The sequence below is a fragment of the Pseudomonas sp. PSE14 genome (genome assembly GCF_029203285.1).
Classification (GTDB): domain Bacteria; phylum Pseudomonadota; class Gammaproteobacteria; order Pseudomonadales; family Pseudomonadaceae; genus Pseudomonas.
This window is the reverse complement of record NZ_CP115669.1, coordinates 3349931-3375228: the sequence shown is the minus strand read 5'-3', so window position 1 is coordinate 3375228 and position 25298 is coordinate 3349931. Positions and strand designations below refer to the sequence as shown.

At 65.2% G+C, this 25298-nt stretch carries 20 protein-coding genes and 1 riboswitch; of the genes, 2 read left to right on the top strand and 18 right to left on the bottom strand.

Going from position 1 to position 25298, the window contains the following annotated elements:
• The 3 genes from O6P39_RS15375 to O6P39_RS15365 all read right to left on the bottom strand — a co-directional run bounded on the left by O6P39_RS15375 (position 1) and on the right by O6P39_RS15365 (position 2358).
• Complete coding sequence (locus O6P39_RS15375; protein ID WP_275607372.1) at positions 1–768, bottom strand: amino acid ABC transporter permease; 768 nt, start codon at positions 766–768, stop codon at positions 1–3.
• Between the two features lie 11 nt (positions 769–779).
• Positions 780–1586, bottom strand: a complete 807-nt coding sequence (locus tag O6P39_RS15370) for an ABC transporter substrate-binding protein (protein WP_275607371.1) — start codon at positions 1584–1586, stop codon at positions 780–782.
• A 106-nt stretch (positions 1587–1692) separates the two neighbouring features.
• Entirely contained in the window at positions 1693–2358 is a 666-nt protein-coding gene (locus tag O6P39_RS15365) for a GntR family transcriptional regulator (RefSeq protein WP_275607370.1), read from the bottom strand.
• A gap of 446 nt (positions 2359–2804) precedes the next feature.
• On the opposite strand from O6P39_RS15365, the gene O6P39_RS15360 reads away from it, so the two are divergent.
• Positions 2805–4184, top strand: a complete 1380-nt coding sequence (locus O6P39_RS15360) for a cytosine permease (protein WP_275607369.1) — start codon at positions 2805–2807, stop codon at positions 4182–4184.
• 251 nt (positions 4185–4435) lie between these two features.
• On the opposite strand, the gene atzF is transcribed toward O6P39_RS15360, so the two are convergent.
• The 7 genes from atzF to O6P39_RS15325 all read right to left on the bottom strand — a co-directional run bounded on the left by atzF (position 4436) and on the right by O6P39_RS15325 (position 14824).
• On the bottom strand, positions 4436–6244 hold the full coding sequence (gene atzF, locus O6P39_RS15355) for an allophanate hydrolase (RefSeq protein ID WP_275607368.1): 1809 nt from the start codon (positions 6242–6244) through the stop codon (positions 4436–4438).
• A gap of 242 nt (positions 6245–6486) precedes the next feature.
• Positions 6487–10293: a 5-oxoprolinase/urea amidolyase family protein gene (locus O6P39_RS15350; protein ID WP_275607367.1), complete on the bottom strand. Its 3807-nt coding sequence runs from the start codon at positions 10291–10293 to the stop codon at positions 6487–6489.
• 286 nt (positions 10294–10579) lie between these two features.
• On the bottom strand, positions 10580–11215 hold the full coding sequence (locus tag O6P39_RS15345) for an urea amidolyase associated protein UAAP2 (protein ID WP_275607366.1): 636 nt from the start codon (positions 11213–11215) through the stop codon (positions 10580–10582).
• Between the two features lie 11 nt (positions 11216–11226).
• Positions 11227–11946 (bottom strand): urea amidolyase associated protein UAAP1, encoded by a 720-nt coding sequence (locus tag O6P39_RS15340; protein ID WP_275607365.1) that lies wholly within the window; start codon positions 11944–11946, stop codon positions 11227–11229.
• Positions 11947–11955: 9 nt separating this feature from the next.
• Entirely contained in the window at positions 11956–12759 is an 804-nt protein-coding gene (locus O6P39_RS15335; RefSeq protein WP_275607364.1) for an ABC transporter ATP-binding protein, read from the bottom strand.
• Positions 12756–13571, bottom strand: a complete 816-nt coding sequence (locus O6P39_RS15330; protein WP_275607363.1) for an ABC transporter permease — start codon at positions 13569–13571, stop codon at positions 12756–12758. The genes O6P39_RS15335 and O6P39_RS15330 overlap by 4 nt, the downstream gene beginning before the upstream one ends.
• A 188-nt stretch (positions 13572–13759) precedes the next feature.
• Positions 13760–14824 carry a putative urea ABC transporter substrate-binding protein gene (locus O6P39_RS15325; protein WP_275607362.1) on the bottom strand — a complete coding sequence of 355 codons (1065 nt, stop codon included), beginning with the start codon at positions 14822–14824 and terminating at the stop codon, positions 13760–13762.
• 59 nt (positions 14825–14883) lie between these two features.
• A riboswitch (guanidine-I (ykkC/yxkD leader) is annotated at positions 14884–14982 on the bottom strand.
• Positions 14983–15313: 331 nt separating this feature from the next.
• On the opposite strand from O6P39_RS15325, the gene O6P39_RS15320 reads away from it, so the two are divergent.
• Positions 15314–16222 carry an alpha/beta hydrolase gene (locus O6P39_RS15320; RefSeq protein ID WP_275607361.1) on the top strand — a complete coding sequence of 303 codons (909 nt, stop codon included), beginning with the start codon at positions 15314–15316 and terminating at the stop codon, positions 16220–16222.
• Between the two features lie 91 nt (positions 16223–16313).
• Here O6P39_RS15320 and O6P39_RS15315 read toward each other — a convergent pair whose 3' ends face one another.
• The 8 genes from O6P39_RS15315 to O6P39_RS15280 all read right to left on the bottom strand — a co-directional run bounded on the left by O6P39_RS15315 (position 16314) and on the right by O6P39_RS15280 (position 25229).
• Positions 16314–17171, bottom strand: a complete 858-nt coding sequence (locus O6P39_RS15315) for a hypothetical protein (RefSeq protein WP_275607360.1) — start codon at positions 17169–17171, stop codon at positions 16314–16316.
• A gap of 198 nt (positions 17172–17369) precedes the next feature.
• On the bottom strand, positions 17370–18758 hold the full coding sequence (locus O6P39_RS15310; protein WP_275607359.1) for an amidohydrolase family protein: 1389 nt from the start codon (positions 18756–18758) through the stop codon (positions 17370–17372).
• A gap of 12 nt (positions 18759–18770) precedes the next feature.
• Positions 18771–20126 carry a nucleobase:cation symporter-2 family protein gene (locus tag O6P39_RS15305; RefSeq protein WP_275607358.1) on the bottom strand — a complete coding sequence of 452 codons (1356 nt, stop codon included), beginning with the start codon at positions 20124–20126 and terminating at the stop codon, positions 18771–18773.
• A gap of 92 nt (positions 20127–20218) precedes the next feature.
• A complete protein-coding gene (locus O6P39_RS15300) occupies positions 20219–21283 on the bottom strand; it encodes a GTP-binding protein (protein ID WP_275607357.1) in 1065 nt (354 codons plus the stop codon).
• Positions 21280–21891, bottom strand: coding sequence for a UbiX family flavin prenyltransferase (locus O6P39_RS15295; protein WP_275607356.1), 612 nt, complete (start codon positions 21889–21891; stop codon positions 21280–21282). The genes O6P39_RS15300 and O6P39_RS15295 overlap by 4 nt, the downstream gene beginning before the upstream one ends.
• The gene (locus tag O6P39_RS15290) at positions 21888–23273 is read right to left on the bottom strand and encodes a UbiD family decarboxylase (protein ID WP_275607355.1); all 1386 of its coding nucleotides are present in this window, start codon (positions 23271–23273) and stop codon (positions 21888–21890) included. Before O6P39_RS15290 ends, O6P39_RS15295 begins: the two co-directional genes overlap by 4 nt.
• Before the next feature lie 116 nt (positions 23274–23389).
• The gene (locus O6P39_RS15285; protein ID WP_275607354.1) at positions 23390–24295 is read right to left on the bottom strand and encodes an amidohydrolase family protein; all 906 of its coding nucleotides are present in this window, start codon (positions 24293–24295) and stop codon (positions 23390–23392) included.
• 4 nt (positions 24296–24299) lie between these two features.
• Positions 24300–25229 (bottom strand): amidohydrolase family protein, encoded by a 930-nt coding sequence (locus O6P39_RS15280; protein WP_275607353.1) that lies wholly within the window; start codon positions 25227–25229, stop codon positions 24300–24302.
• Positions 25230–25298: the final 69 nt, after the last annotated feature.

Sequence of the window (25298 nt, the reverse complement as noted above, 5' to 3'; positions counted from 1 at the left end):
TCAACGCCCCCTCAGCAGTTTCATCGCCTGGCGGCCGAACATGCGGTTCGGTGCGGCGGCCTGGCCGTCGGATTTGCCGAAGCGCGCTTCCAGCCAGCGCTGGAAGAAGCCCCACAGCGTGGTCAGGGCGAGGAAGTAGATGGCCACGACCAGGTACAGCTCGAACACGCGGAAGGTCGCCGAGGTGACCATCTGGGTGCTCAGCAGCAGTTCCTGCACGCCGATCACGCTGACCAGGGTTGTGTTCTTCAGCATCACGTTGAACTCGTTGCCCAGCGGCGGAACGATCACCCGGAAGGCCTGGGGCAGCACAATGCGCCGCATCAGCTTGGGGAAGGTCATGCCGAGGGATTTGCCGGCTTCGTACTGGCCCTTGTCCACTGCGCCAATGCCGGCGCGGATGATCTCGGCCATGTAGGCGCCTTCGTTGAGGCCCAGGGCGATGATCGCCGCCTGGATGTTGCCCGGCAGGATGAACAGCCCCAGGTCCAGGTCCTCGAAGCGGAAGATGCCGCCGGCGGCCAGTGCGGTGTAGAGGAAGACGATCTGCACCAGCAGCGGCGTGCCGCGCATCAGCCACACGTAGAAGCGCACCGGGTATTGCAGCAGCGGGTTGGAGGACAGCCGCATCAGCGCCGCCAGCAACCCGAGCACGCAGCCCAGGAGCATGGCGCTGACGGCGATCACGCAGGTCAGCCACAGGCCGTAGAGGTAGATGTCGCTCGGCCGCAGCAGGTACTGCCAGAACACGTCCCAACTGAAGTTCATGTCTCGTTACCTCAGTCCAGTTTGTCGCCTTCGATGTGCCACTTGGCCAGGAGCGCCGCGTAGCTGCCGTCGGCCTGCATGTCCTTGATGACCTGGGTGACGGCTTCGCTGAGCTGCTTGTCTTCCTTGCGGATGCCCAGCCCGGTGAGGATGCGCGCGAAGGCTGGCACGCCGATCTCGAACAGGTCCGGCGCCATGCTCTGGTAGTAGCCGGCGGTTTCCACGGTGGTGCCGTAGGCGTCGGTCTGGCGGATGCGCAGGGACTGGAAGGCGTCGGTGTCGGTGTTGTAGACCACCACCTTCATCGGCGGCTTGCCGGCCTTGGCCAGTTTCTCGTTGTGGGCGTCGAGCAGGGTGCGGATGGTGGAGCCGTTGAGCACCGCGACTTTCTTGCCGGAGAGGTCGTCCAGGCTGCGAATGCCCTCGGGGTTGCCCTTGGCGACCACCACCGCCTGGCTGGAGTACATGTAGTTGACCATGTCGATCACTTCGCGCCGTTCGGGCTTGTCGAACAACTGGTCCACCAGCATGTCGCACTGCTTGGCCAGCAGCGCCGGGATCAGCCCGGAGAAGGGCGTGATGCGCCAGTCGATCTTCTTGTCGCCCAGTCGCTTGGCGATGGCTTCGCCCAGGTCGATGGTGACGCCGGTGAGCTTCTGGTTGGCGTCATAGAAGCCCATGGGCGGGGAGTCCATGCCGCCGCAGAAGGTCACCTTGTCGACATTCTGCAAACGATCGGGAATCTTCACATCGGCGTGCGCCAGTGGGGCGGCCAGGCAAAGGGCGAGAAGGCACTGCGGGATCCTGCGTTCGAACATGTTGCTCTCCGGGGTGGGTTGCCAGGGGCAGTTCAGGGACACAGAAGTACGGGTCTAGGCGCCCGTTGCTTCGAAGGACTTGCTCGGTTTTCAGAAGGCTTGCGCCTCAGGAGGTCCGTGCCTCCAGGAATTTCGCCAGGGAGGGAATGGTTCCCTCGATGTGATCGCGGATTACCCGCTCGGCCTCGCCGGCATCGCCCGAGCGCAGGGCATCGAGGATCACGGCGTGTTCCTCGCGGGCGCTCATGGGCTTGTCGACGTGCTGCAGCCACAGGCGCATGTGCGGTTCGATCACCGAGTACAGCGCAGTGATCTGGCGCATCAGCCGCGGGCGTCCGGCGAGGCTGCACAGGTATTCGTGGAAGGCCCGGTGACGGCTGACCCACTGGGCGCTGTCGTCGCGGTAGTCGTCCATCTCGTCGAGCATGCGCTCCAGGCGCGAGAGGTCACGGTCGGTCAACTGCGGCGCGGCGATGCGGATAGCCAGGCCTTCCAGGGCGCTGCGCATCTCGAAGACTTCGCGCATCTCCTCGATGTTCAAGCCGCTGACGATGGCGCCGCGGTTGGGCCGCAGGGTCACCAGGCCCTCGGCATCCAGGCGCTTGAAGGCACCTCGCACCGGCATGCGGCTCATGCCGATGTCGTTGGCGATGTCTTCGGCAACGAGGCGGTCGCCCGTCTTGAAGCGGCCGGTGCAGATGGCCTCGAGGAGGTAGTCGTAGGCCTCGTCTTCGGCACTCATGGGTTGGCGCGGCGTGGGTACCAGGCGCATGGGATCTCTCCTTTGGATTTTTGGATCCAATTATCCATGGATTCATAAAAGCACGAGCCGTGCCAGGTGCGAGAAACACACTCAAGTAATTGATTTGAATGAGATAGGCAGGGAAGGGCGGTGATGCGGGGGCGGTGCGGCCTGGGGCGGAACGTAACCGCGCTGCCTTGTTCCGGTGCGCGGCGAGCGCCTTCGTAACACCGGCCGATTCCCAGTCTGAGCTCACCCGACCCCATCGGCCGATACCTGCTGTGCATGAGCGACCGTTTGGGGGAAGTAGCGGGTTCTGGCCAGGGACAGCCTCCGACCCGAAGCTGGTGGAGGCTATTCAAGGGAAGACGAACCGCTGTTCGCATGGGTCGTTAGTAGCTACGAGGTGTTCGTAGTCGGGCCGAAGAGCTCTCGATCGTCACCTGATAATCGTTGGGATAAATCAGGAGGCGGTCGTGAAGCTTGAAAAGCGAAGTATTGAGTTTGTCCCTCACTCTGAGCGCTATGGCACGCCCAGGCGGTTGTTCACTATCTGGTTCAGCTCGAATTTCCAAGTGACTGCTCTGGTCGTCGGCACCCTGGGTATCGCTTCAGGGTTGAGCTTCGCCTGGACATTGCTCGGCCTGCTGATCGGCAATCTCGTCGGCACCATCTTCATGGCCGCACACTCCGCCCAGGGCCCACATTTGGGCGTCCCGCAGATGATTCAGAGCCGCGCGCAATTCGGTGTCTACGGCGCTGCGATTCCCTTGCTGGTGATGGTCACGGCGGCGGTGCTGTTCCTGGCCGCCAGTGGCGTCCTGATGCGCGATGCCTTGAAGGCACTGCTACCCATCAGCGATGACCAGGCCATCGTGGTGGTGGGCATCCTGACCTTCATCATCGGTTTCGTAGGCTATGAGCTGATCCACCGCCTAGGGGCGTGGATGAGCCTGATGTCGACTCTGGTATTCGCCAGCGCGCTGGTATTGATCCTGTTGCACCCCAGCGATGCGATATCGACAACGGCAACGGGCGCGGGATTTTCGCTGACGGCCTTCAACCTGGTTGTCGCCCAGGCGGCATCCTGGACGCTGGGTTACGGCCCCTACGTCGCGGATTACTCGCGTTACCTTCCGGCCAATGTCAGCACTCGCGCCACATTCTGGACAACCTACTGCGGCTGCGCGCTGGGCTCTTTCGCCATGATGGCCCTGGGCGCTCTGGTGGCCGTTGCGATCCCGGCAGCGCTTGGGCATGACCCTGCAACCGCAATTGCCACGCTGTTCGGCCCCTGGGCGCCATTGGCGTTGGGCGTGATTGCCCTCGGGGTGATCCAGTACAACGTGCTCTGCCTGTACAGCGCCTACATGTCTTCGGTGACGATCTTCGGAGCCTTTGGCGGGCTGCGATACGTTACCGCTTCTGCAAAGGCGCTGGTGATGGCCGTGCTGACCATAGCCGCAACCCTGATCGCCATCGCCACCCAGTATCGCTTTGACACCTTCTTTGCAGACATTCTGATTGGACAGCTCTATCTGCTGATCCCCTGGAGTGCGATCAACCTGGCTGACTACTACTGGGTGTGTCGCGGTCAGTATGAGGTGGGCGAGCTGTACCATCCCAAAGGTCGGTATGGGCGCTTCAATCGGCGAACGCTAATGGTGTATGCCGTCTCGATCATCGGCACGATCCCATTCATGAAGCTTTCGTTCTTCACCGGCTTCGTAGCGGACTGGCTGGGAGCGGACATCAGTTGGGCGGTGGGCCTGGTACTCGCAGGGGCGCTCTACTGCATGGTGAACAGCCAGCCTTCGATCAAGCCGCATCAATTCCAATCTCCTGTTTCGGACTGATTCCAAAGTGGCGTGGGCGATACGGAGATGATGAAGTCGATGGCAGCTTGCCCATGGCCTGTTTCTGCCAGGTTCGTTCGGACCATGGCAGGCCGTGGATCGTCCATGGGGCTCCAGACGTCTGGATGGGGCAGCCATTGATTCGCTGTTGCGCCGGCCTGGCGGGAGCCGGCGCAACAATAGATCGATCCGCTGATCGTGGCAGCACACCCGTGGGCGGCGACCTCGACAGGTCGAGAAGGGGCGTGGCGTTACCCGCGGCGTGTTAACCACGCCCGCCAGCCACCGAAGCGGCTGATGTCCTCGGCGCCATCCAGTCCCCAGGCGTCGCAGATGAATCCGGTCTCCCAGCTGCCATCCTCCAGCTGCACCTTGCCCAGCCCCAGCGGCGCCGGGATGCCGGTAAGGAAGGAGCCCAGCTCGGCGCTGGGCAGTTCCCAGACTTCCACTTCGATGGCCACGCCACCTTCGGCCACGCGCAGCATGCCGGGGCGTAGCGGCGGGCCGCCGGCGAGGGCGTAGAGCTTGTAGGCCGGCGCGCTGCGAGTGGCGCGCAGCAGACGAGCGCCGCGCTGGCGCAGTTGCCCGTTCAGCGCCAGGCCGTCGAGGTGCGCGCCGCACACCACCAGGCGCGCACGGTCATTGCGCGCAGGGTTGGCGGAAGAGGCGGGGCAGACCGGGTTACCGCCGGTGAGCGGCAGGTTGTGCTGGCGCTGCAGTGCGTCGGCCACACCGAGCAGGTACTGGTCGGTGAAGGCGCGGCCGAACAGCGTCACGCCCCAGGGCAGACCGTTGTCCATGATCGCGCTGGGCACGGCGACGGCGGCGTAGTCCAGCAGGTTCATGAAGTTGGTGTAGTAGCCCAGCTCGGAATTGCGCTTCACCGGTTCGGCGTGCAACTCGTCCAGCGTCACCGGGCGGCCGATGGTGGGCGTCAGCACGCAGTCGAGGTCGGCGAGGATCGCGTCGCACTGCGCCTTGAGCTCCTGCAGCCGGTACTGCGCGCGGAAGGCTTGCACGGCGGTGGCGCCGGGGGCTTTCGCCAGTACGTCGCGGATCACCGGCAGCACCGCCAGCGGGTCCCGTTCGATCAGCTCGCCGGCCACGCTGTAGCGCTCGGCCACCCAGGGGCCTTCGTAGAGCAGGCGCGCGGCTTCGAGGAAGGGCGCGAAGTTGATTTCCCGGGCCTCGCCGCCGAGGGCCTTGAGCTGGTCGATGGCGTCGGTGAACAACACCGGGCCTTCATGGCAGCCGAAGAACTCCAGCTGGTCGGCGCGCGGAACGCCGAAGCGGAACGGTCTGGGTGTACCGAAGGCGCCGGCGTCGTTCCAGGCGGGATTGGCGCGGCTATACCCGTCCAGCGGGTCGGGTCGGGCGGTGAGGGCCAGCAGCTCGCTGGCCTCGGCGGCACTGGCGGTAAAGTAGGTGATGCAGTCCAGCGTGCGGCAGGCCGGCACCAGGCCGGTGTTGGACAGCAGTCCCTTGCTCGGCTTGAGCCCCAGCAGGCCGTTGAGCGCCGCCGGAGCACGGCCGGAGCCGGCGGTGTCGGTACCCAGGGCGAAGCTCGCCACGCCCAGCGCCACGGCCAGCGAGGAGCCGGCGCTGGAGCCGCCGGACGGGTACTCCGGCAGCACGCTGTTGCGGCATTCGCCGTAGGGCGAGCGGGTGCCGTTGAGGCCGGTGGCGAACTGGTCGAGGTTGGTCTTGCCCAGTGGGATGGCTCCCAGGTCGATCAGCTGTTGCACCAGTGTCGCCGAAGTCTTCGGCGTGTAGGCGAAGGCCGGGCAGGCGGCGGTGGTGGGGATGCCGGCAAGGTCGATGTTGTCCTTGATGGCGAAGGGGATGCCGTAGAGCGGCAGGCTGTCTGGGGATTGGTTGTCCAGCGCGGCGAGGTAGGGCTCCAGTTCGTCCGGCGCCAGCAGGTAGATGAACAGGTGGTAGTCGAGGTTCAGCGCGGCGGCCTTGTTGCGCAACTCGGCGATCAACTGGCGCGGCGTGGTGCGGCCTTCGCGGTAGGCGGTGCGCAGGGTGGCGAGGCGGAGGTCGAAGGTGGTGGACATGGTCGGGATTCCTTTGGGCCTGTCAGTTCTTCACTCGGATTGCCCTCACCCCGGCCCTCTCCCGGAGGGAGAGGGGGAAGAGCAGTCCGACGCGGTGTCTGTTTCCAAGCACGACCCACCCAGCGGTGCGTGTCGTGGTTTCAGGTTGGGGCCAGTGCCGAGCCGCGCTCCGAACGGTCCCCTCTCCCGCTTGCGGGAGAGGGTTAGGGTGAGGGGCTCTGCGCAACGGCGGTCTTGTCGGTTCAGGCTTCTTCCATCACCACCACCCGCTGCCCGGCACGCACCGGCGAGCCGGGCTGCACGCGGACCTCGCGCACCACGCCGTCGCGCGGGGCGGTGAGGGGGATTTCCATCTTCATGGATTCGAGGATCACCAGGATGTCGCCGGCCTTCACGCTGGCGCCGGCTTCCACCTGCACCTGCCAGAGGTTGCCGGCGATGTGGCTTTCCACGGCATGCTGGCCGGCGCCGAGCGGGGCGTCCTCGCCGCTGTCGACGGCGGCTTCCTCGCTCTCGAAGTGCGCCTGGCCGGAGGCAATCCATCGTTCGCGCTCGGCGTCGAAGGCGGCACGCTGGTGGTCGCGGAAGGCGGCGATGCTGTCGGCTTCCTCGGTGAGGAATTGCTGGTAGTCGGCCAGGCGCAGTTCGCTTTCTTCGATGCGCAGAGGGTAGCGGCCCAGCGGGAAGTCGCGGCGGATGCGCAGCAGTTCGTCCGCCGACACCGGGTAGAAGCGGATCTGGTCGAAGAAGCGCAGCAGCCAGGGCTTGCCGTTGAACGCAGCGACTTCGCGGTAGCGGTTCCACATCTGCAGGGTGCGGCCGACGAACTGGTAGCCGCCGGGGCCTTCCATGCCGTAGACGCACAGGTAGGCACCGCCGATGCCCACGGAGTTCTCCGCCGTCCAGGTGCGCGCCGGGTTGTACTTGGTGGTCACCAGGCGGTGGCGCGGGTCCAGCGGCGTGGCCACCGGCGCGCCGAGGTAGACGTCGCCCAGGCCCATCACCAGGTAGCTGGCCTCGAACACGGTGCGGTATACGGCTTCCAGGTCCGGCAGCTCGTTGATGCGGCGGATGAACTCCAGGTTGCTCGGGCACCAGGGCGCGTCCTTGCGCACGGTAGTCATGTATTTCTCGATGGCCAGCTGGCAGGCCGGATCGTCCCAGGACAGCGGCAGGTGGACGATCCGTGACGGCACCTTGAGGTCCTGGGCGGCGCACACGGCATCCCACAGGCCGGCGACGGTTTCCAGCAGCACTTCCAGTGGCAGGGTTTCCGGCTGGTAGTGCACCTGCAGTGAGCGGATGCCGGGGGTGAGGTCGATCACGCCGGCCAGGGCCTTCGCTTCCAGCGCCTGCATCAGGGCGTGGGCGCGGAAGCGCAGGACCAGGTCCAGCTCGGGCTGGCCGATTTCCAGCAGCAGGTGGGTGTCGCCGGAGAGGCGGGCGACCAGGCGGGTGTCGTCCTGGCCGAGGTCGAGGACGATGGGGGAGGTGAGCCAGGTGCTCGGGCTACCCTCACCCCCCGCCCTCTCCCGCAAGCGGGAGAGGGGGCTGTCCGTGCTGCCGGAAAACACCGTGCTCGCCGACAACGCCGAACTGCTCCCTCTCCCTGAGGGAGAGGGTTGGGGTGAGGGGAAACCGGCGGCGCCGGAGCTGGACTCTCCTGTAGGAGCGAGCTTGCTCGCGAACCCGCCCAGCTCCTGGACCGCCGGCAGAAAGCGTTCGCGAGCAAGGGCTGAGGCGCCCCCCTCGGTCCTACGAAGAGCCGCTAGTTCACGGGCTTCGAAGATGGAAGCGGGCACGAACCGCACCTTGTCTCCCGCCTTGAGCTGGCCGAGTTGCCAGAGGTCCGCCTCGATCACCGTCACCGGGCAGACGAAGCCGCCCAGGCTCGGGCCGTCCGGGCCGAGGATCACCGGCATGTCGCCGGTGAAGTCCACCGCGCCGATGGCGTACGGATTGTCGTGGATGTTCGACGGGTGAAGGCCAGCCTCGCCGCCGCTCTCGCGGACCCATTCCGGCTTCGGGCCGATCAGGCGCACGCCGGTGCGGCTGGAGTTGAAGTGCACTTCCCAGTCGGTGGCGAAGAAGGTGTCGATGTAGGCCGGGGTGAAGTATTCCGGCGCACCGTGGGGGCCGTAGATCACGCGGATCTCGCGCACTAGCAGCAGTTCGGTGCACAGGTGCGACGGCAGGCTCGCGCCGTGGCTGTCGTCGGCCAGCTCCGCGAGATGCAGTACGTCGCCGGCGCGCAGGGCGCGGCCGCCGTGGCCGCCGAACTGGCCGAGGGTGAAGGTGCTCTTGCTGCCCAGATAGTCCGGCACTTGCAGGCCGCCGCGCAGGCACAGGTAGCTGCGGGCGCCGGCGCCGCCGACGGTGCCTAGGCTGAGCGTAGAGCCGGCGGCGATGAACAATGCGGTATCCATCGGCTGTTCGACGCCGTCCAGGCTGATCGGCAGCGCCGCGCCGGTGACGGCTACGACCGCGTCAGTGTTGAAGCGCAGGGTCGGGCCGCTCATGGTGATTTCCAGCGCGGCAGCGCCTTCGGTATTGCCAAGAAGGACGTTGCCCAGGCGCAGTGCCCGATCATCCATCGGCCCGGACGGCGGAACGCCCACGGCCCAGTAGCCGAGGCGGCCAGGGTAGTCCTGCACGCTGGTCTGGGTGCCGGCGCTGAGTACTTCGAAAGTCTGCGCGCGGTAGCGCAGGCCTTCCAGGCAGCGCGTCCAGGGCGAGCCGTTGGCGAAGGGCGCGTCTGCGAGGATCTGCCGCAGGTAGTCGCGGTTGCATTCCACGCCATAGAGCTGGCTGCCTTCGAGGGCGCGGTCGAGTCCGGCGCTGGCCTGCTCGCGGGTCGGCGCCCAGGCGATGAGCTTGGCGATCATCGGGTCGAAGTAGGGCGGAATCTCGCAGCCGGCCTCGACCCAGGTGTCGATGCGCAGGGTCTTGCCGTCGGCCGCCGGGAACTGCACGGCGGTGAGCAGGCCGGGGCAGGGCTGGAAGTCGCGGCCGGGGTCTTCCGCGTAAAGGCGTGCCTGGATGGCGTGGCCGCTGGGCTTCAGCGCGGCGGCCAATTCGGCCAGGGGCGGCAGGTCACCGGCGGCCAGTTCGATCATCCAGCGCACCAGGTCGACGCCCCAGACCTGTTCGGTGACGCCGTGCTCCACTTGCAGGCGGGTGTTCACTTCGAGGAAGTAGAAGCGCTGCGCCTGGCTGTCGTAGACGAATTCCACGGTGCCGGCGCTGCGATAGCTGACGGCTTTCGCCAGCTGGATCGCCGCCGCGCACAGCGCCTCGGCCATGCCGGCGGGCAGGTTGGGCGCCGGGGTTTCTTCCAGCACCTTCTGGTTGCGTCGTTGTACCGAGCAGTCGCGCACGCCAAGGGCGATCACATCGCCCTGGCCGTCGCCGAACACCTGCACTTCCAGGTGGCGGGCGCGCTCGATGTACTTCTCGATGAACACGCCCGAATCGCTGAAGTTGTTCTGCCCCAGGCGCTTCACCGCGTCGAAGGCGTCGCGCAGTTCGTCTGCCGAGCGGCACACGCGCATACCGATGCCGCCGCCACCCGCGGTGCTCTTGAGCATCACCGGGTAGCCGACCTGTTCGCCGGCGAGCAGGGCGGCTTCCAGGTCGGGCAGCAGGTCGGTCCCTTCGAGCATCGGCACGCCCTGTTCGCGGGCCAGCGCGCGGGCGGTGTGCTTGAGGCCGAACAGGCGCAGCTGCTCCGGCGTCGGGCCGACGAAGGCGATGCCGGCGGCTTCGCAGGCTTCGGCGAAGGCGGCGTTCTCGGAGAGGAAACCGTAGCCGGGGTGGATGGCCTGGGCGCCGCTGTCGCGGGCGGCGGCAAGTATCTTCTCGACCACCAGGTAGGTGCTGGAGGCCGGGCCTTCGCCGAGGCTGATGGCCTGGTCTGCCTGCTGGATGTGCAGGCTGGCGGCGTCGGCTTCGGAGTAGACGGCCACGCCGCCTATGCGCAACTCATGAAGAGTACGCAGGATGCGGCAGGCGATGGCGCCGCGGTTGGCGATCAGGAGCTTGTCGAACATGAGGGCGTCCCCATGGGGTGGCGGGCCGTCCCGCCATGATTCGGTGTGCACCACGGTCGTCCATGGCGCTGAAGCGCTTTTCGTAGGAGCGAGCTTGCTCGCGAACCCGCTTAGCGCCGGCGTGCCAGGGGATCTTGTTCGCGAGCAATAACGATGGCGTCCCCCTCGCTCCTACAGGTTCCGGTCACACGCAGCGTCGGGCTGCATTGGGCGCTGCGGCTTTGGCTGAGGGCGAACAGCCAGCGCCGCAGCGCCTGCAGCCCAACGCCTGCCGCCTGCCGCCGATTCAGTCCCATACCAGCAGCTCCGCCGGCGTCGGGTTCCAGCCGTTGCAGGGGTTGTTGAGCTGCGGGCAGTTGGAGATCAGGACGATGACGTCCATGTGCGCGAGCAGTTCGACGTACTTGCCGGCGCCGGAGATGCCGTCCTCGAAGGTCAGGCCGCCTTCGGCGGTGACCGGCACGTTCATGAAGAAGTTGATGTTGTGGCTGATGTCGGCCTTGCTCAGGCGGCCGTCGTGCAGGCTGGCGCGCAGGAAGTTGTCGCGGCAGCTGTGCATGTAGCGCTTGTCCAGGGCGTAGCGCACGGTGTTGCTTTCCTGGGCGCAGGCGCCGCCGAGGGTGTCGTGGCGGCCGCAGGTGTCGGCGGTGATGGTCAGCATCGGGTTGCCGAGGTTGGACCAGAGCACGCTGCCGGCGCTGAGGTAGACCTGCCCCTGCTTGCGCAGGGTGCGCTGCACGTCGTAGCGCTCGCGCGGGTTGGCGGTGCTGAAGAACAGGGTATCCACTGCCTGGTTGCCTTCCAGGTCGAGGATGCGCAGGGTCTGCCCGGCTTTCAGTTCGGTGAGGCTGGGTTCGCCGGCGGGAATCAGGGTGCGCGAAACGCAGGCTTCGGGATGTTTGTCGCTGGGGACGATGGGCATGCTCGCGCTCCTTACAGGTACTGGCGTTCGGTGTTGTGGAAGCCGCGGCCATTCTCCGCGCGCGAGGTGCGGCAGAGCACGCTGATGCCGTCGGACGCGACCTGCTGCCAGGTCAGGCCGATGGGCTTGGGGGCGTACTGCGGGTTCGGGTCCAGCGGATGTTGCAGGGCGGTGAGGACGACGAGGGTGTCCATTGGCGCGTAAAGCTCCACGTAGTCGCCTGCCCTGGAGTTATCGGGGCTGAAGCGGAAGCAGCCGTCGGCATCGACGGCCACGCGGCTGAACAGGTTCAGGCACATCAGCAGGTCCTGCAGGCGCATGTCCCACTTGCCCATTTCCACCAGCAGGTTGTCCACGCCGTTGCGGTGGAAACCGTTGCGCAGTTCCTGGTAGCGGCCGTCGCCGTACTTCTCCTGGACCTCGGCGGCGTTCAGCACACCGCCGAAGCTGTCGTGCCAGCCGCAGCTGTCGGCGGTGATGGCGGCCAGCACGCGGCCCATGTCCGAGTACAGGCAATGGCCAGCGGTGAGCCTGGCGGTGTGCTGGCACTTGAGGCTGTCGGGCAGGTTCAGCCGCTCGCTCTTCTCGGCGGCGTTGAACAGCAGGAGGCTGACGTTGCCGCCGCCTTCCAGGTCGGTCAGGCGCAGCACTTGGCCGCGCTTGAGGACGAAGGAGGTGTGGCCGCCGCCGGGGACGGTTTCTTCGTAGAGAGTGGTGCGCAGGTCGTTCATGTCGGTTCCTCAGTAGGCCGGCGTGAGCAGCGGCGCGGCCGTTTCCAGGCGCGCGGCGAGCGGTTCGGGCAGGGCGGCGCGGGCGGCCTTGCGGTCGGCGTTGAGCGGGATGTCGTAGGTGATGCGGGCGCCGTAGGCGGTGGGCGCCTGCGGGTCGTGGCGGACCTTGTCGAAAACCAGCAGGCGAGTGCCCAGGCTGAAGCCCTCGGCGAGGTCGTGGGTGACCATGAACACGGTGAGGCGGGTTTCCTGCCACAGCTCCAGCAGCAGGGCGTGCATGTCCTTGCGGATGCCGGGGTCGAGCGCACCGAAGGGCTCGTCGAGCAACAGCACGCGCGGCTTCATCACCAACGCCTGGGCGATGGCCAGGCGCTGCTGCATGCCGCCGGAGAGGGCGCTGGGATACTGCTTGAGCGCATGGCCGAGGCCGACTCGTTCAAGCAGGGCGGCGGCCTGTTCGCGGGCTTCGCGCTTGGCGCTGCCCAGCAGCCGGCCGAGCAGCGGCGAGCGCGGCAGTTCCAGGCCGAGGGCGACGTTGTCCAGCACCGACAGGTGTGGGAACACCGAGTAGCGCTGGAACACCACGCCCCGGCTCGGGTCGGGCTCGCCCGGCAGCGGCTGGCCTTCGAGCAGCAGCTCGCCACGGCTGGGGCGCTCCTGGCCGAGCAGCAGGCGCAGGAAGGTGGACTTGCCACAGCCGGAGGCGCCGACCAGGGTGCAGAACTCGCCTTCCTTCACCTCGAGATTCAGGCGTTCGAGCACCACGTTGCCGTCGTACTCCTGCCAGACGTTGCGGACCTGAATGAAGCTCATGCCTTGCCTCCTTCGTACCAGGGGAAGGCGCGGCGGGTGAGGGCGCGCAGACCCCAGTCCATCAGCCAGGCCAACGCGGTGATCCACACCACGTAGGGCAGGATCACGTCCATGGCCAGGTAGCGGCGTACGAGAAAGATGCGGTAGCCCAGGCCGTCGGTGGAGGCGATGGCTTCGGCGGCGATGAGGAACAGCCAGGCCGAGCCGAGCATCAGGCGCAGGGAGATGAGCAGGCGCGGCATCAACTGCGGCAGCACCACGCGCAGGATCAGCGTCCAGGTGCTGGCGCCCAGGGTCTGCGCCTTGATCAGCAGCTCGCGGGGGATTTCCCGGGCGCGCTGTTCGATGTCGCGGGCGATGCAGGGGGCAACGCCGATAACGATCAGCACCACCTTGGACAACTCGCCGAGGCCGAAGACGATGAACAACACCGGCAGGATTGCCAGTGGCGGGATCATCGACAGCACAGTGAGCAGCGGCGAAAGCGGCGCGCCGAACAGCGGAACGCTGCCGGCAGCGATGCCCAGCACCAGGCCGAGCAGGGCGGCAATGCCAAGACCCACGCCCAGGCGTTGCAGGCTGGCGCCGGTGTCCTTCCAAAACAGTACGTCGCCGGTGCGCTTGTCTTCGCTGAAGGCCAGGCGATTGACCGCGTCGGCCATCTGCGCGGCGCTGGGCAGCAGCTTGTCGTTGGGGTTCTCCGCCAGCCGTGACGCCGACCCGGTGAAGTAGGCGAACAGCAGCAGGGCGAAGGGCAGCAGCACCAGGAACAGGCGGCCGCTGCGGTCGGGGGTTCGGTTGATCAGGCGCATGGTTAGTACCTGTGGATTTCCGTGGGAAGCGTTCCCTCTCCCCCGCCCTCTCCCTGAAGGGAGAGGGAGCTGTCCGTGCCGGCTGACGCCAAGATTTCAACCTGCACCGAACGAGTCCCCTCTCCCTTCAGGGAGAGGGTTAGGGAGAGGGCGCTTCGACTACGAGCAAGGTCTTGTCCGAAGGCGCCTCAGAGCTTGCCGTCCGCCGCCATCTGCACGTACGTCGGGTCGAAGCGCAGCTTGAGGTTCTGCGCATCGCCGGTGGCGATGCCCTTGGCGAAACTCATGCCGATCGCTTCGGCACTTTTGGCGCCTTCGCCGAGCAGGCCGTGGGCGAAGGAGAAGGCCGCGACCTTGTCCATGGTCGCCGGCAGCTTCGGGCTGGTGGCGAAGGCCAGTGCTTCCTTCGGCGTGGCAAAGAGCCTGGTGGTGGCGAGCTGGCTCTGGTAGCCGGCGAGGTCCGTGCCCGAGGCCTTGGCCATATGCTCCAGTGCGGCGCGGGTCTGGGCGCTGTCGCCCTGCATCAGCGCCACGGTTTCGAACCAGGCTCCAGTCAGGGCTTTGCCCAGCGCCGGGTTGTCCTTCAGCACGGCGCTGTTGACCACCATCATGTCCATGATCTCGCCGGGGATCTGGCTGGAGTTGAACACCTCGGTGGTGCCCGGCTTGGCGCGGGCTTCGGCGAGCATCGGGTTCCAGGTGGTCACCGCCTGCACGTCCTCGGTGTTGAAGGCGGCGGCGATGTCGGCGTCGGAGGTGTTTACCGTCTTCACGTCCTTCTCGGTCAGGCGGGCGTTTTCCAGCGCGCGGGCGAGCAGGTAGTGGGAGACCGAGAGTTCCACCAGGTTGACGTTCATGCCCTTGAGGTCGGCCAGGGATTTGCCTTCGCCCTTGAGCACGATGCCGTCGTTGCCGTTGGAGAAGTCGCTGACGATCAGCGCGGTGGAATCGACGCCGCCGGCCGCGGGAATGGTCAGGGCGTCCATGTTGGTCATGGTGCAGCCATCGAACTGGCCAGCGGTGTACTGGTTGATCGACTCGATGTAGTCGTTGAGCTGGGTGACCTTGATCTCGATGCCGTACTTCTTCGCCCACTTGTCGACGATGCCGTGGCTGGCCGCGTATTCCCATGGCATCCAGCCGGCGTAGATGGTCCAGCAGAGGTTGAAGCTGTTCTTCGTGGCGGCGCTGGCGCCGAGACTGAAAGCGGCGAGACCGGCGGCGAGCAGAGCGGTCAGAAGGGGCTTGCGCATGGACAATCTCCAGGTCGGTTGTCGGGCGGGCAGGAGTCGGGCGGCACGATGGCGCTCTCGTCTCCCGGGCTTTTGTCCCGCCGTGTAACCTCGCTGGAGGTCGATGACTCTCGGACCAGCCGCTCGCTGCGCGAGCCGGAACCCTAGTCATCCATTGTCAGATTGTGGTGCCGCTTTCCGGTGGTCCGGATGACTCCTGCACGCATCGGTAAAAGCGAATGCCGTGCCAACTCCGGAAAACCGCCATTGCAGCGCAGCTGCAATGCGCCCAGGTGGATTGCGAAGAGCTTTTTCCTGTGATCAGCGCTCCTGAAAGAGGCATTGCGCTGCTTTCTGGTGCATGAGTGGCTGCATTGAGTGTCTGAGCGCCCGGACAGCTCGCTCACTGGCACATCAGCTCCCGCAGCGGCTCAGGACGTCAGAGCAATCTCGTGTAGGCGTCGCAAAGCGAACTACGCTCCATCAGTCGACACCCCCGGAGATGCCACGATGATTCGAACCCTGCTGAGCGCTTCGCTGCTGGTGACCCTGAGCATTCCGGCCCAGGCCGGGGTAGTTGCGTTCCCGGCCTCCTTTCGTACCCAGGACGTTGCGGTAGAGGGCGCAACCCTTCACGTGCGCGTTGGTGGAGCCGGGCCGGCCGTGGTGCTCCTCCATGGGTTTGGCGATACCGGCGACATGTGGGCTCCGCTGGCCAAGGATCTGGCCAAGGACCACACCGTCGTGGTCCCGGACCTGCGCGGCATGGGCTTGTCATCGATCCCGTCCGGCGGCTACGACAAGAAGACCCAGGCAGGCGATGTCCGCGCCGTGTTGGCTTCGCTGGGTATCGAGCATTCGGTGGTCATCGGCCATGACATCGGCACCATGGTGGCCTACGCCTATGCGGCGCGTTATCCGCAGCGGACCGAGCGGCTGGTGGTCATGGACGCTCCGGTCCCCGGAATCCCGCCGTGGAATGACATCGTCCGTTCCCCGCTTCTCTGGCACTTCGACTTCGGCGGGGCCGATATGGAGCGACTGGTGGCCGGGCGCGAGCGGATCTATCTGGATCGCTTCTGGAATGATTTCGCCGGCGATCCGCATAAGGTGGATGAGGCCACTCGCGAGCATTACGCGAAACTTTACGCCCGCCCTGGTGCGATGCACGCCGCCTTCTCACAGTTCCGCAGCATCCGCCAGGATGCCGTGGACAACGAAGCGTCGAACAAGAAGCGCCTGACGATGCCGGTGCTTGCGGTCGGCGGTGAGAAGTCCTTCGGCGCCAACGAAGCCATCGTCATGCGCAATGCTGCCGATAACGTCACCGAAGTGGTGGTGCCCGGCGCCGGGCACTGGCTGATGGAGGAGGCGCCTACTCAGACGATCCAGGCGATTCGCAAATTCCTGTCACCTTGATAGGCGTTCCCTGTCGGTTTCAAGCGCACGCGGGCTGATGGAGGCTATACAGCAAGGCCCCCTCGATGCCCCATTTTGGGGTGATGGGGTCTTACAGATGCCATTCCAGGTTCAGGAACGGTGTATTGGCCTCGGTGCCGGGCGTATTGGCGGAGTTGTTGCCGAACTTGTTTTTCCAGTATTCGTAACCCACCCCGGCGAAGAGGGTGTTTTTCTTGCCGAACGTCAGCTCGCCCACGTCTACGAGCACGGCAGCGTGTACCAGTGTCTCGCTCACGGTGTCGTGACCGAAGCCGTCCTTGCCCTTGGGCGGGACGAAGTTGGCAAAACCCTTGAATTTGAGTGATACCGAGCCGAGCTGGAAGGGAGTGTCCCAAGCGGTTTCCACATAGTAGGTATCGTCGAAGCGGACATCGTGCTCGCGGGCGAAGGGCAAGCCATTGTGGTTCTTCTCGGTGCGGTACATCAGGCTCAGGTCCCAGAAACCCGGTACGTCGAAATTAATGGTCGGGCCGACGACGAACATGCGTTTCTCTGGCGCGAAAGCGGTGTTCTTGGTGTTCCAGTCGAGGCCGGCCGACAGCGACCAGTCCCGAACAGGTCCCCACTTGAAGTCCCCGCCGGAAATTTTATTGAGCGACAGTTGGTGGCGATAGACCACATACACTTCCGTGGCGCCGTCGTCGCTATCTTCGGCGGGATCGTTGCTGTCAGAAAACAGCGCCTGTATGTCGAGAAAGTTGCCGCCGTACTGGTATCCATCAACATAGGTGAATTCGACGATGTTCTTGGCGATCGAATCATCGATGCCCGGCTCGGCAAAGCGAGTGCCGTACAAGTAGCTGATAGAGCTGTCGCTCCACTCGGACGCCTTCGCTGAACTGGCCGCAGCCAACGACAGAACACCGACGGCAATGGCCTGCCAGGCAGGTAACGTGCGTTTCTGCATCTTCTGTTTTCCTTGAGTCATCACCCCGTTCGACTCGGGGAATTTCTTGTTTTTCTCGGTGAGGCTTTGCGCAGGACGTGCGTCTACTGGCACGGCGCAGGGAGCCGGACATATCGAGTTGTCCCGAGGGGGAGCGCCGTAGGAGTCCGGCCTGAAGGCCAGCCAGCGCTGGCAAGCCGGCTCCTACGAGGGAGTGGATCAGTCGTCGATCTGCATCAACTGCTGCACCCCTTCCCAGGCCTCGGCGCGCATGCGCTCCAGGTCCAGGCCAGGAATAACGCCGTCGTCGACCACCAGCCGCCCCCCGACCATGCTGTAGCGCACGGTAATCGGCTCGCCCGCGGCCACAGGTGCCAGCGCGGTATCGTGGAAACCGAAGAAGCGCGGGTGATCGAGGCTGTAGATCACCAGATCGGCCGCCTGCCCGACTTCCAGTGTGCCAACCGAGCCCAGTCCCAGCACCTTCGCCCCCCCGGCCGTCCCCCAATGGATGACATCCTCGGCCGTGGTGGCCGATGCCCCTTGCTCGGCGCGATGGATCAGCCATGCGGTATGCGCTTCGCCGACCATGCTCCCGGACTCGTTCGAGGCCACCCCGTCCACCCCCAGGGAAATCGGTACGCCGGCCTCGTACATCTGTGGCACCGGGGCGACGCCGCTGCCCAACCGCGCGTTGCTGACCGGGCAGTGGGAAATGCCGGTGCCGGTCTGCGCGAGCATGCGGATCTCCGCCGGCTGCATATGCACCGCATGGGCGAACCAGACGTCAGGACCAAGCCATTCGTGTTCGGCGACGAATTCGACCGGCAGGCAGTTGTACTTCTCGCGGCAGAAGTTGACGTAGTTCTGCGTCTCCGAAAGGTGCGTGTGCAGCCGCAGACCGAGGCCGCGTGCCGAGTGGGCCAGTTCGCGCAGCAGTGTCGGCGGTAGCGAGAAGGTCGGCGTGGTCGGCGCCACCACCACCCGGCGCATCGCATCCGAGGTGTCCTGGTGATACCGCGATTTGAGTCGCTCGATGTCGCCGACCATCTGGTCCAGTGTCTCCGGTTGCAGCGCTGTTTTCGAGAACCCCGGATGGGCGCTTGCCGACTCCAGCGCGCCCCCCCGGCACAGGACGAAGCGCATGCCGAACTCGGTGGCCATGTCGAACAGCAGGTCGCCGGACTCGGTGGTGCCGTTGGCGTGGTAGAGGTAATGGTGATCGGCGCAGGTCGTCACCCCGGAGAGCAGCAACTCGGTCATGCCCAGGCGCGCGGCGATTCGCGCCAGTTGCGGGGTAAAGCGGTTGAGGCGTGGATAGGGCACGCTGGCCAGCCAGCCTTGCAGGTCCTGGTTCAAACCCTCCGGCACCGCCTTGAGCAGGTTCTGGAACAGATGATGGTGGGTGTTGATCCAGCCCGGATACACCACCGATCCACGGGCGTCGATCACCCGCTCGCCGGGTTGCGCCGTCAGGCCTTCCGCCATTTCGGCGATGCGCCCGTCGATGATGCGGATGTCGACGTTGCCTGCCCGGGCGAGCGGGCCGCGCAAGCCGGTCATCACCGCCTGCGGGTTCTTGATCAGGGTGTTCTGAAGTTGAGTCATGGGCTTCTCCAGTCAGAGGGTGTGGGAGGCGGACTTGCTGGCTGTACTGTCGGGGGCGCTGACGCCGTTGAGCGCCGCGTTGAGCAGCACCGACACCAGGCAGGCGATCACCACGCTGCTGTGCAGGAACGGCTGAGACCACTCGGGCAGTTGCTTGAACAGGGTCGGCGCCATCACCGGCACCAGGGCGGCCACGATGGTGAAACCGACGATCAGGACGTTGTAGCGGTTGCGTTCGTAATCGACCTTGGCCAGCGTCTGGATCCCGGCTGCCGCGACCACACCGAACATGGCGACCCCGGCGCCACCGAGGGCTGCGGTGGGCATCGAGGCGATGATCGCCCCGGCCTTGGGCACCAGCGCCACCGAGCACATCAGCAGCCCGCTGATCGCCACCACCCAGCGGCTGCGCACCCCGGTGAGGATCACCAGCCCGACGTTCTCCATGAAGGCAATGAAGGGAAACGCTGCGAACATTCCGGCGATGGTGCTCGCCAGTCCGTTGGCCCGCAGGCCGCCGATCACCTGTTTCTCGCTCACTGGCTTGTCGACGATGTCGCCGATGGCGACGAACAGCCCCATGGATTCGACCATCTGCACGATCATCACCACCACCATGGTCGCGATCGGGATCAGGCTGAAGGTCGGCAGGCCGAAGTGGAACGGGTAGGGCACGGTCAGCCAGGGGGCTTCCTGAACGCTGTGGAAACTGCCCATGCCCAGTCCGTAGGCCAGGCCCGCGCCCACCAGCATGCCCATCAGCACCGCCATGTTGCGCATCAGCGGGCCGCCGTAGCGGTTCACCAGCAGGATGGTCGCCAGCACCACCACAGAGACGGCCAGGTAGGTCGGCGCGCCGAAATCGCTGGCGTGGCGGCCGCCGCCGATCCATTCATAGGCGATCGGGAAGAGTTGCAGGCCGATCACCGTGACGATGCAACCGGTGACCACCGGCGGGAAGTACCGCCGCAATCGACCCACGAGCGGCGCGGCGAGCAGGGTGAAGATCCCCGCGCCGATCACCGCTCCGCAAACCCCGGCAAAACCCACCTGGGGGTCGCTGCCGATGGCGATGACCGGGCCGACGCTGCTGAACGCCACGCCCTGGAGGATCGGCAGGCGCACGCCGAATTTCCAGAAGCCGACACACTGCAGCAGGGTGGCGATCCCGGAGCAGAAGAGTGTGGTGCTGATCAGTACCACGGTATCGGCTTCGGACATTTTCAAGGCGCTGGCGACAATCAACGGCACGGCGATGGCGCCGATGTACGAGACGGCCATGTGTTGCAGGCCGAGGGTGAGCATTTGGCGGACCGGCAGTATCTGGTCGACCGGGTGGACGGTGGAGACGGTACTGGCTGACGACATGGGGAATCACCTCTTGCTGTTTTTATTGGGTAGAGAGGGGTATTCGTTCTGCGTGCCCGGAGCCGCCATCCACCGGCGCCGATGCTTTTTTCTCAGCTGGCCAGACAGGCCGCGAATCCTTGGTTCAGCGCCGCACGATCCAGGTCGCGGCCGATGAACACGATCTTGCTGGAGCGTGGTTCCGTGCCCCATGAGGTGGACGCGCGGAACTCGACGAGGCTGTGCACGCCTTGCAGCACGTAGCGCTGGTCCTGATCCTCGACCGCCAGTACGCCTTTCATGCGGTAGAGGTTGTCGGCCTGCTGGACGCGCAGTTCGCTGATCCAGCGGTGGAAGGCGCCCAGGTTCACCGCGCCATCCACGGCGATGCCGACGGAGGAAACGCTGGGATCATGCTCATGCGCCAGATCGTCGTGATCGTGATCGTGGTCGTGGCCGTGATGATGCTCATCGGCGTGGTGATCGTGGTTGGAGCCGATTTCCATCAGCTTTTGGGTGGCTTCGAACGCTCCGACGCCGAAGATCTTCGACAGGTCGATTTCGGCGTAGCTGGAGGTCACCAGATCCGCGGTGGCATTCAAGCCGCGAATCTTTTCGCTCAGACTCGCCACTTCGGCATCGCTGACCAGATCGATCTTGTTGATGACGATCCGATCGGCACAGACGATCTGGTCCACGGCCTGGTTGTCGGCGCCGTCGAGTTGCAGATCTTCCAGGTGCTGGGTGATGTGCTTGGCGTCGACCATGGCGACGATGGCGTCCAGCTCCACTTCTTCGGAAATCGGGTCGTTGATGAAGAAGCTCTGCGCTACCGGGTACGGATCGGCCAGGCCGCTGGTTTCGATCAGGATGTGATCGAGCCGCACCGGGCGTGCCACCAGTTCGCGGACGATGCGCACCAGGTCCTCGCGGACCTCAGCGGTGCAGCACACGCAGCCGTTGACCATCTCGTAGATTTCTTCGGTTTCGGAGCTGAGCACCAGATCGCCGTCGATGCCGACTTCGCCGAACTCGTTTTCGATTACGGCAATCTTGCGACCGTGGTTTTCCTTGAGGATGTAGTTGAGCAGCGTGGTTTTGCCGGCGCCGAGGAAGCCGGTGAGGATGGTCACCGGAATCTTGCGGTTCGGGGTCGGTTGCTGGAGTGGACTGTTCATGCGAGCTCCTTCGATGGGGAGAAATGGCCAGTGGACGCTGGGCCGGGTTCACCCCAGCGCAGCGTGGTACCGGCGTCTAGGCCGAACAGGTCGAGGACACGGCCAAGGCTGTGATCGACCATTTGCGAAAGGGTCTGCGGACGGGCATAGAAGGCGGGGACCGGCGGGGCGATGATTCCGCCCATCTCGGTGACGGCGGTCATGTTGCGCAGGTGCGCCAGGGTCAACGGCGTCTCACGGGCCATCAGCACGAGAGTCCGGCGTTCCTTGAGGGTGACGTCGGCGGCGCGACCGATCAGGCCCGTGGAGGTACCGGTGGCGATTTCCGCGAGGGTACGCATGGAGCAGGGCGCGACCACCATGCCCAGGCAGCGGAACGAACCGCTGGCGATGCCGGCGGCCACGTCGTCGGCGCGGTGGTAATGGCTGGCCAGTGCCGTGACGTCCGCCAGTTTGTAGTCGGTTTCATGGGCCATGGTCAGCAGCGCGGCACGGCTGATGATCAAGTGGCTTTCGATGTCCAGCTCGGCCAGCAGCTCCAGCAGCCGTACGCCGTAGATGAAGCCCGACGCACCGCTGATGCCGACCACCATCCGCTGGCGGTTCATGACTGGATGCTCCTGAGCAGATCATGCGCGCGCTCGACCACCTTCTGGTCCAGTTGCGCCTTGATTCCGTCGAATCCCGAACCACGGGTGGCATCCAGGCCCATCCGCGACGTGGTGCCGTTGACGGAGGAGGAGGGATCCAGCGGGCTGCCGGGCAAACCGTCGACAACGAAGATGTCCTGGTGGGGCTGGAAGTGCGTGGCCAGCGCCCAAAGCACCTGGCTGTCATCGGTGATGTCGATGTCACCGTCCACCGCGATCACGGTTTTCAGGTACGGGTCCCAGCCCAGCAGTGCGAGCATGATCTGCCGCGCTTCGCCATCGCGGCTTTGATCCAGTGCCACGTAGCAATGAAAGTGAGTACCGGAGTTGGGGTAGTGCACCGCAGTGACGGCGGGGAAGCGCGCCTTGAGTTTCTCGCTCATCTCCGCTTCCCGCGGCAGCCTCGCCAGGGTCAGGTGTTCGGCGTAGCGACCTCCGACCACGTCCACCAGCCAGGCGTCCTTGCGGCGCATCAGGGTGTCGACCCGCAGGACGTTGTTGGTCGAGCGGTCCGAGGAGTAGCCGCTGAACTCGCCGAATGGACCTTCTTCGGCATACCCGGCCGGGTCTATCGCGCCTTCCAGCACGAACTCGGCGTAGGCCGGCACGCCGATGCCATAGCGCGGGGTCTTGACCAGTTCCAGCGGAGCGCCGAACAGTCCGCCTGCCACTGCGCGCTCGTCGCTGCCAAACGGCAGCCGCGCGGCGGCGGCCAGCATGAACAGCGGGTGAGCGCCGACCACCATGGCCACGTGCAGTTCTTCGCCGCGCTCACGGGCGCTTTGCAGCATGCGCCACAGGTGGCCACGGGAATGCAGGCTGGTGGCGAGGGTCTGCCGGGCGTGGCGCATCGAGCGGTGGTAGCTCATGTTGGCGATGCCGGTGACCGGGTCTTCGGCGATGATGATCGCGTTGGTGATGTACGGCCCCCTGTCACTGTCGAAATGCTTGAGCATCGGCAGCAGCGCCAGGTCCAACGCTTCGCCCTCGAAGATCTCGTCGAGTACCGGACCGGTTTCGACGTAGCGCGGCAGGATCGGATGGTTGGCGCGGTTCTGAAAGGTTTCGTGCAGCTGCGCCGGGCTAACGCCGAAGATTCGTGCGATGCGGGTCCTGGACGCGAACAGGTTGGTGGCCACCGGCACGCCGAGCGTGCCGACGTTTTCGCAGATCAACAGCGGGTCGCGGCCTTGCGCGGCCAGGGCATCGACCAGGGCGGTGACCTCCTGGTCGGCGGAAAGGGGGGACTGAACGGTGAGTACATCGTCCGGATACTGCCGGCGATAGGTATCGATGAAGGCGTGGAAGTCCTGGGTATCGCCGAGCGTTGAGAGGGGCATAGCTTCACCTCTTGAAAAAGCAGGCGCGCAGGGCTGAGGGCGACGTTTGATCGAGAGGCCGTCGGCCTGCTCGATCGAACGCCGGTTCATCTGTGCGCCTGGAAGTTGCCGCTGTGTTACAGGTAGGTCGTGCTCAGACGGAGGTCCGCCTCGATCAGGTCCTTGGGTGGCGGTGTAGGCTCGATGCCGCACAACCGGGCGATGTTGTTGCCCAGGTAGTCCTCAAGGTGGTCCTCGTCGATCCCCAGGCCCTGGGGAGCAGGCGAGCACAGCACTTCCAGTTCTCGCAGCCACATGCCGGGCTCGTTCGGCGGTGAGTCGGTGCCGAACACGATCTTGTTGCGCGGCAGGTCCTTGGCGAACTCGACGATGCGCGACTGGAAGCACCAGCCGGACTCGCAGTAGACGTTCGGCGTGTCCATCGCCATCCAGAACGCCTCGAACGAGTAATTGCCGCCGGTCTGGATACCGAAGTGGCCGATGATGAAGTTGACCATCGGGAACTCGCGGATGATCGGGTAGAACATCGTCGGGATGGTGTAGGGCCCGTCGCCGGTGTGGATCAGCACCACGATGTTGTACTTGGCGCAGACCTTCATCGCCGGGCGCAGCCAGTCGAGTGCGCGGTCCGGGCGGTAGCCGTGCATGTTGGCGTGCAGCTTGAGCATCTTGAAACCGTATTCCTTGACGTGGAATTCCAGCTCCGCCGCACCGTTTTCCGGGCCCCAGCGCGGGTTGAAGGTGAAGTTGCCGATGAAGCGGTCCGGGTACTTCACGCAGAGTTCGGCGACATAGGACATGTAGTCGCGCACGCCTTCACGGCCCCGGCGGTTGCCGTCGCGATAGCCGGTGTTGCCCGGTGGCGGCTGGATGAAGCCCATGTCGATGCGGCGTGGTTTGCCGTTGATCATGTAAGGGCCGTCCATCAGCTTGAGCATGCGCTCGCCGGTGAAGGGTTCGCCGGTGTGGCGCCAGGCCTCGTCGACCAGGTTGGTGGGGTGCAGATGGGTATCGATGATCATCGGTTCAGCTCCTGGCCAGTTGAGTGGTGACAGGGCGCTTGAGTTGCGCCTCGGCTTCGGAAACGGAACGCGGCGGCGGGGTCGGTTCGAGCCCGATCATCCGTGCGGTGTTGTTGCCCAGGTAGTCTTCGAGGGTGTCCTCATCGAGGTTCAGGCCTTGGGGCGGCTCATGGCAGAGCACTTCCAGCAGGCGCAGCCACATGCCCGGCTCGTTCGGCGGCGTGTCGGTGCCGAAGAGGATCTTGTGCGTCGGCAGGACCTTGGCGAACTCGACGATCCGCGATTGCAGACACCAGCCCGACTCGCAGTAGACGTTGGGCAGCTCCATCGCCCATTGCATCGGCTCGAACACGTAGACCCCACCGGTCTGCACACCGAAGTGAGCCATGATGAAATCGACGTTGGGGAACTCCTTGATCATCGGAACCCATTCCGATGGGATGCTGTAAGGCCCATCGCCGGTGTGCAGCTTGACCGGGATACCCAGTTCCGCGCATTTCTCGAAGGCCGGGCGCACCCAGTCCAGCGCACGGTCCGGACGATAGGCGTGCATGTTGGCCTGCATCTGGACCATCTTGAAGCCGTGTTCCTTGACGTAGCGCTCGATCGCTTCGACGCCGTTTTCCACGCCGCAGCGCGGGTTGTAGACGAAGCAGCCGATGAAGCGGTCCGGGTAGGTCTGGACCATCTTCAGGGTGTAGGCCATGTAGGCGTCGATGGATTCGCGACCGCTGAGTTCGCCGTCGGTCCAGGTGTAGATGGTGTTGCCTTGCGGCGGCTGGATGAAGGCTTTGTCGATGCGGCGAGGCTTGCCGTTGACCATGTACGGGCCATCCATCATCTCCAGCAGACGCTCGCCGGTGAACGGGTCGCCGTCATGCCGCCAGGCTAGGTCAACCTGATCGGTTGGATAGCAGCTGATATCGATGATCATTGAAGTCGATCTCCTGATAGCGGGAAGGGAACCTTGCGGTTCGCAGCAACCACGTCCCGGAAAATCGGC

What these genes read in the sequence shown, in the direction of transcription:
- O6P39_RS15375 (WP_275607372.1), bottom strand. Translation starts at nt 768, where the DNA reads ATGAACTTCAGTTGGGACGTGTTCTGGCAGTACCTGCTGCGGCCGAGC.
- O6P39_RS15370 (WP_275607371.1), bottom strand. Translation starts at nt 1,586, where the DNA reads ATGTTCGAACGCAGGATCCCGCAGTGCCTTCTCGCCCTTTGCCTGGCC.
- O6P39_RS15365 (WP_275607370.1), bottom strand. Translation starts at nt 2,358, where the DNA reads ATGCGCCTGGTACCCACGCCGCGCCAACCCATGAGTGCCGAAGACGAG.
- atzF (WP_275607368.1), bottom strand. Translation starts at nt 6,244, where the DNA reads ATGTCCACCACCTTCGACCTCCGCCTCGCCACCCTGCGCACCGCCTAC.
- O6P39_RS15350 (WP_275607367.1), bottom strand. Translation starts at nt 10,293, where the DNA reads ATGTTCGACAAGCTCCTGATCGCCAACCGCGGCGCCATCGCCTGCCGC.
- O6P39_RS15345 (WP_275607366.1), bottom strand. Translation starts at nt 11,215, where the DNA reads ATGCCCATCGTCCCCAGCGACAAACATCCCGAAGCCTGCGTTTCGCGC.
- O6P39_RS15340 (WP_275607365.1), bottom strand. Translation starts at nt 11,946, where the DNA reads ATGAACGACCTGCGCACCACTCTCTACGAAGAAACCGTCCCCGGCGGC.
- O6P39_RS15335 (WP_275607364.1), bottom strand. Translation starts at nt 12,759, where the DNA reads ATGAGCTTCATTCAGGTCCGCAACGTCTGGCAGGAGTACGACGGCAAC.
- O6P39_RS15330 (WP_275607363.1), bottom strand. Translation starts at nt 13,571, where the DNA reads ATGCGCCTGATCAACCGAACCCCCGACCGCAGCGGCCGCCTGTTCCTG.
- O6P39_RS15325 (WP_275607362.1), bottom strand. Translation starts at nt 14,824, where the DNA reads ATGCGCAAGCCCCTTCTGACCGCTCTGCTCGCCGCCGGTCTCGCCGCT.
- O6P39_RS15320 (WP_275607361.1), top strand. Translation starts at nt 15,314, where the DNA reads ATGATTCGAACCCTGCTGAGCGCTTCGCTGCTGGTGACCCTGAGCATT.
- O6P39_RS15315 (WP_275607360.1), bottom strand. Translation starts at nt 17,171, where the DNA reads ATGCAGAAACGCACGTTACCTGCCTGGCAGGCCATTGCCGTCGGTGTT.
- O6P39_RS15310 (WP_275607359.1), bottom strand. Translation starts at nt 18,758, where the DNA reads ATGACTCAACTTCAGAACACCCTGATCAAGAACCCGCAGGCGGTGATG.
- O6P39_RS15305 (WP_275607358.1), bottom strand. Translation starts at nt 20,126, where the DNA reads ATGTCGTCAGCCAGTACCGTCTCCACCGTCCACCCGGTCGACCAGATA.
- O6P39_RS15300 (WP_275607357.1), bottom strand. Translation starts at nt 21,283, where the DNA reads ATGAACAGTCCACTCCAGCAACCGACCCCGAACCGCAAGATTCCGGTG.
- O6P39_RS15295 (WP_275607356.1), bottom strand. Translation starts at nt 21,891, where the DNA reads ATGAACCGCCAGCGGATGGTGGTCGGCATCAGCGGTGCGTCGGGCTTC.
- O6P39_RS15290 (WP_275607355.1), bottom strand. Translation starts at nt 23,273, where the DNA reads ATGCCCCTCTCAACGCTCGGCGATACCCAGGACTTCCACGCCTTCATC.
- O6P39_RS15285 (WP_275607354.1), bottom strand. Translation starts at nt 24,295, where the DNA reads ATGATCATCGATACCCATCTGCACCCCACCAACCTGGTCGACGAGGCC.
- O6P39_RS15280 (WP_275607353.1), bottom strand. Translation starts at nt 25,229, where the DNA reads ATGATCATCGATATCAGCTGCTATCCAACCGATCAGGTTGACCTAGCC.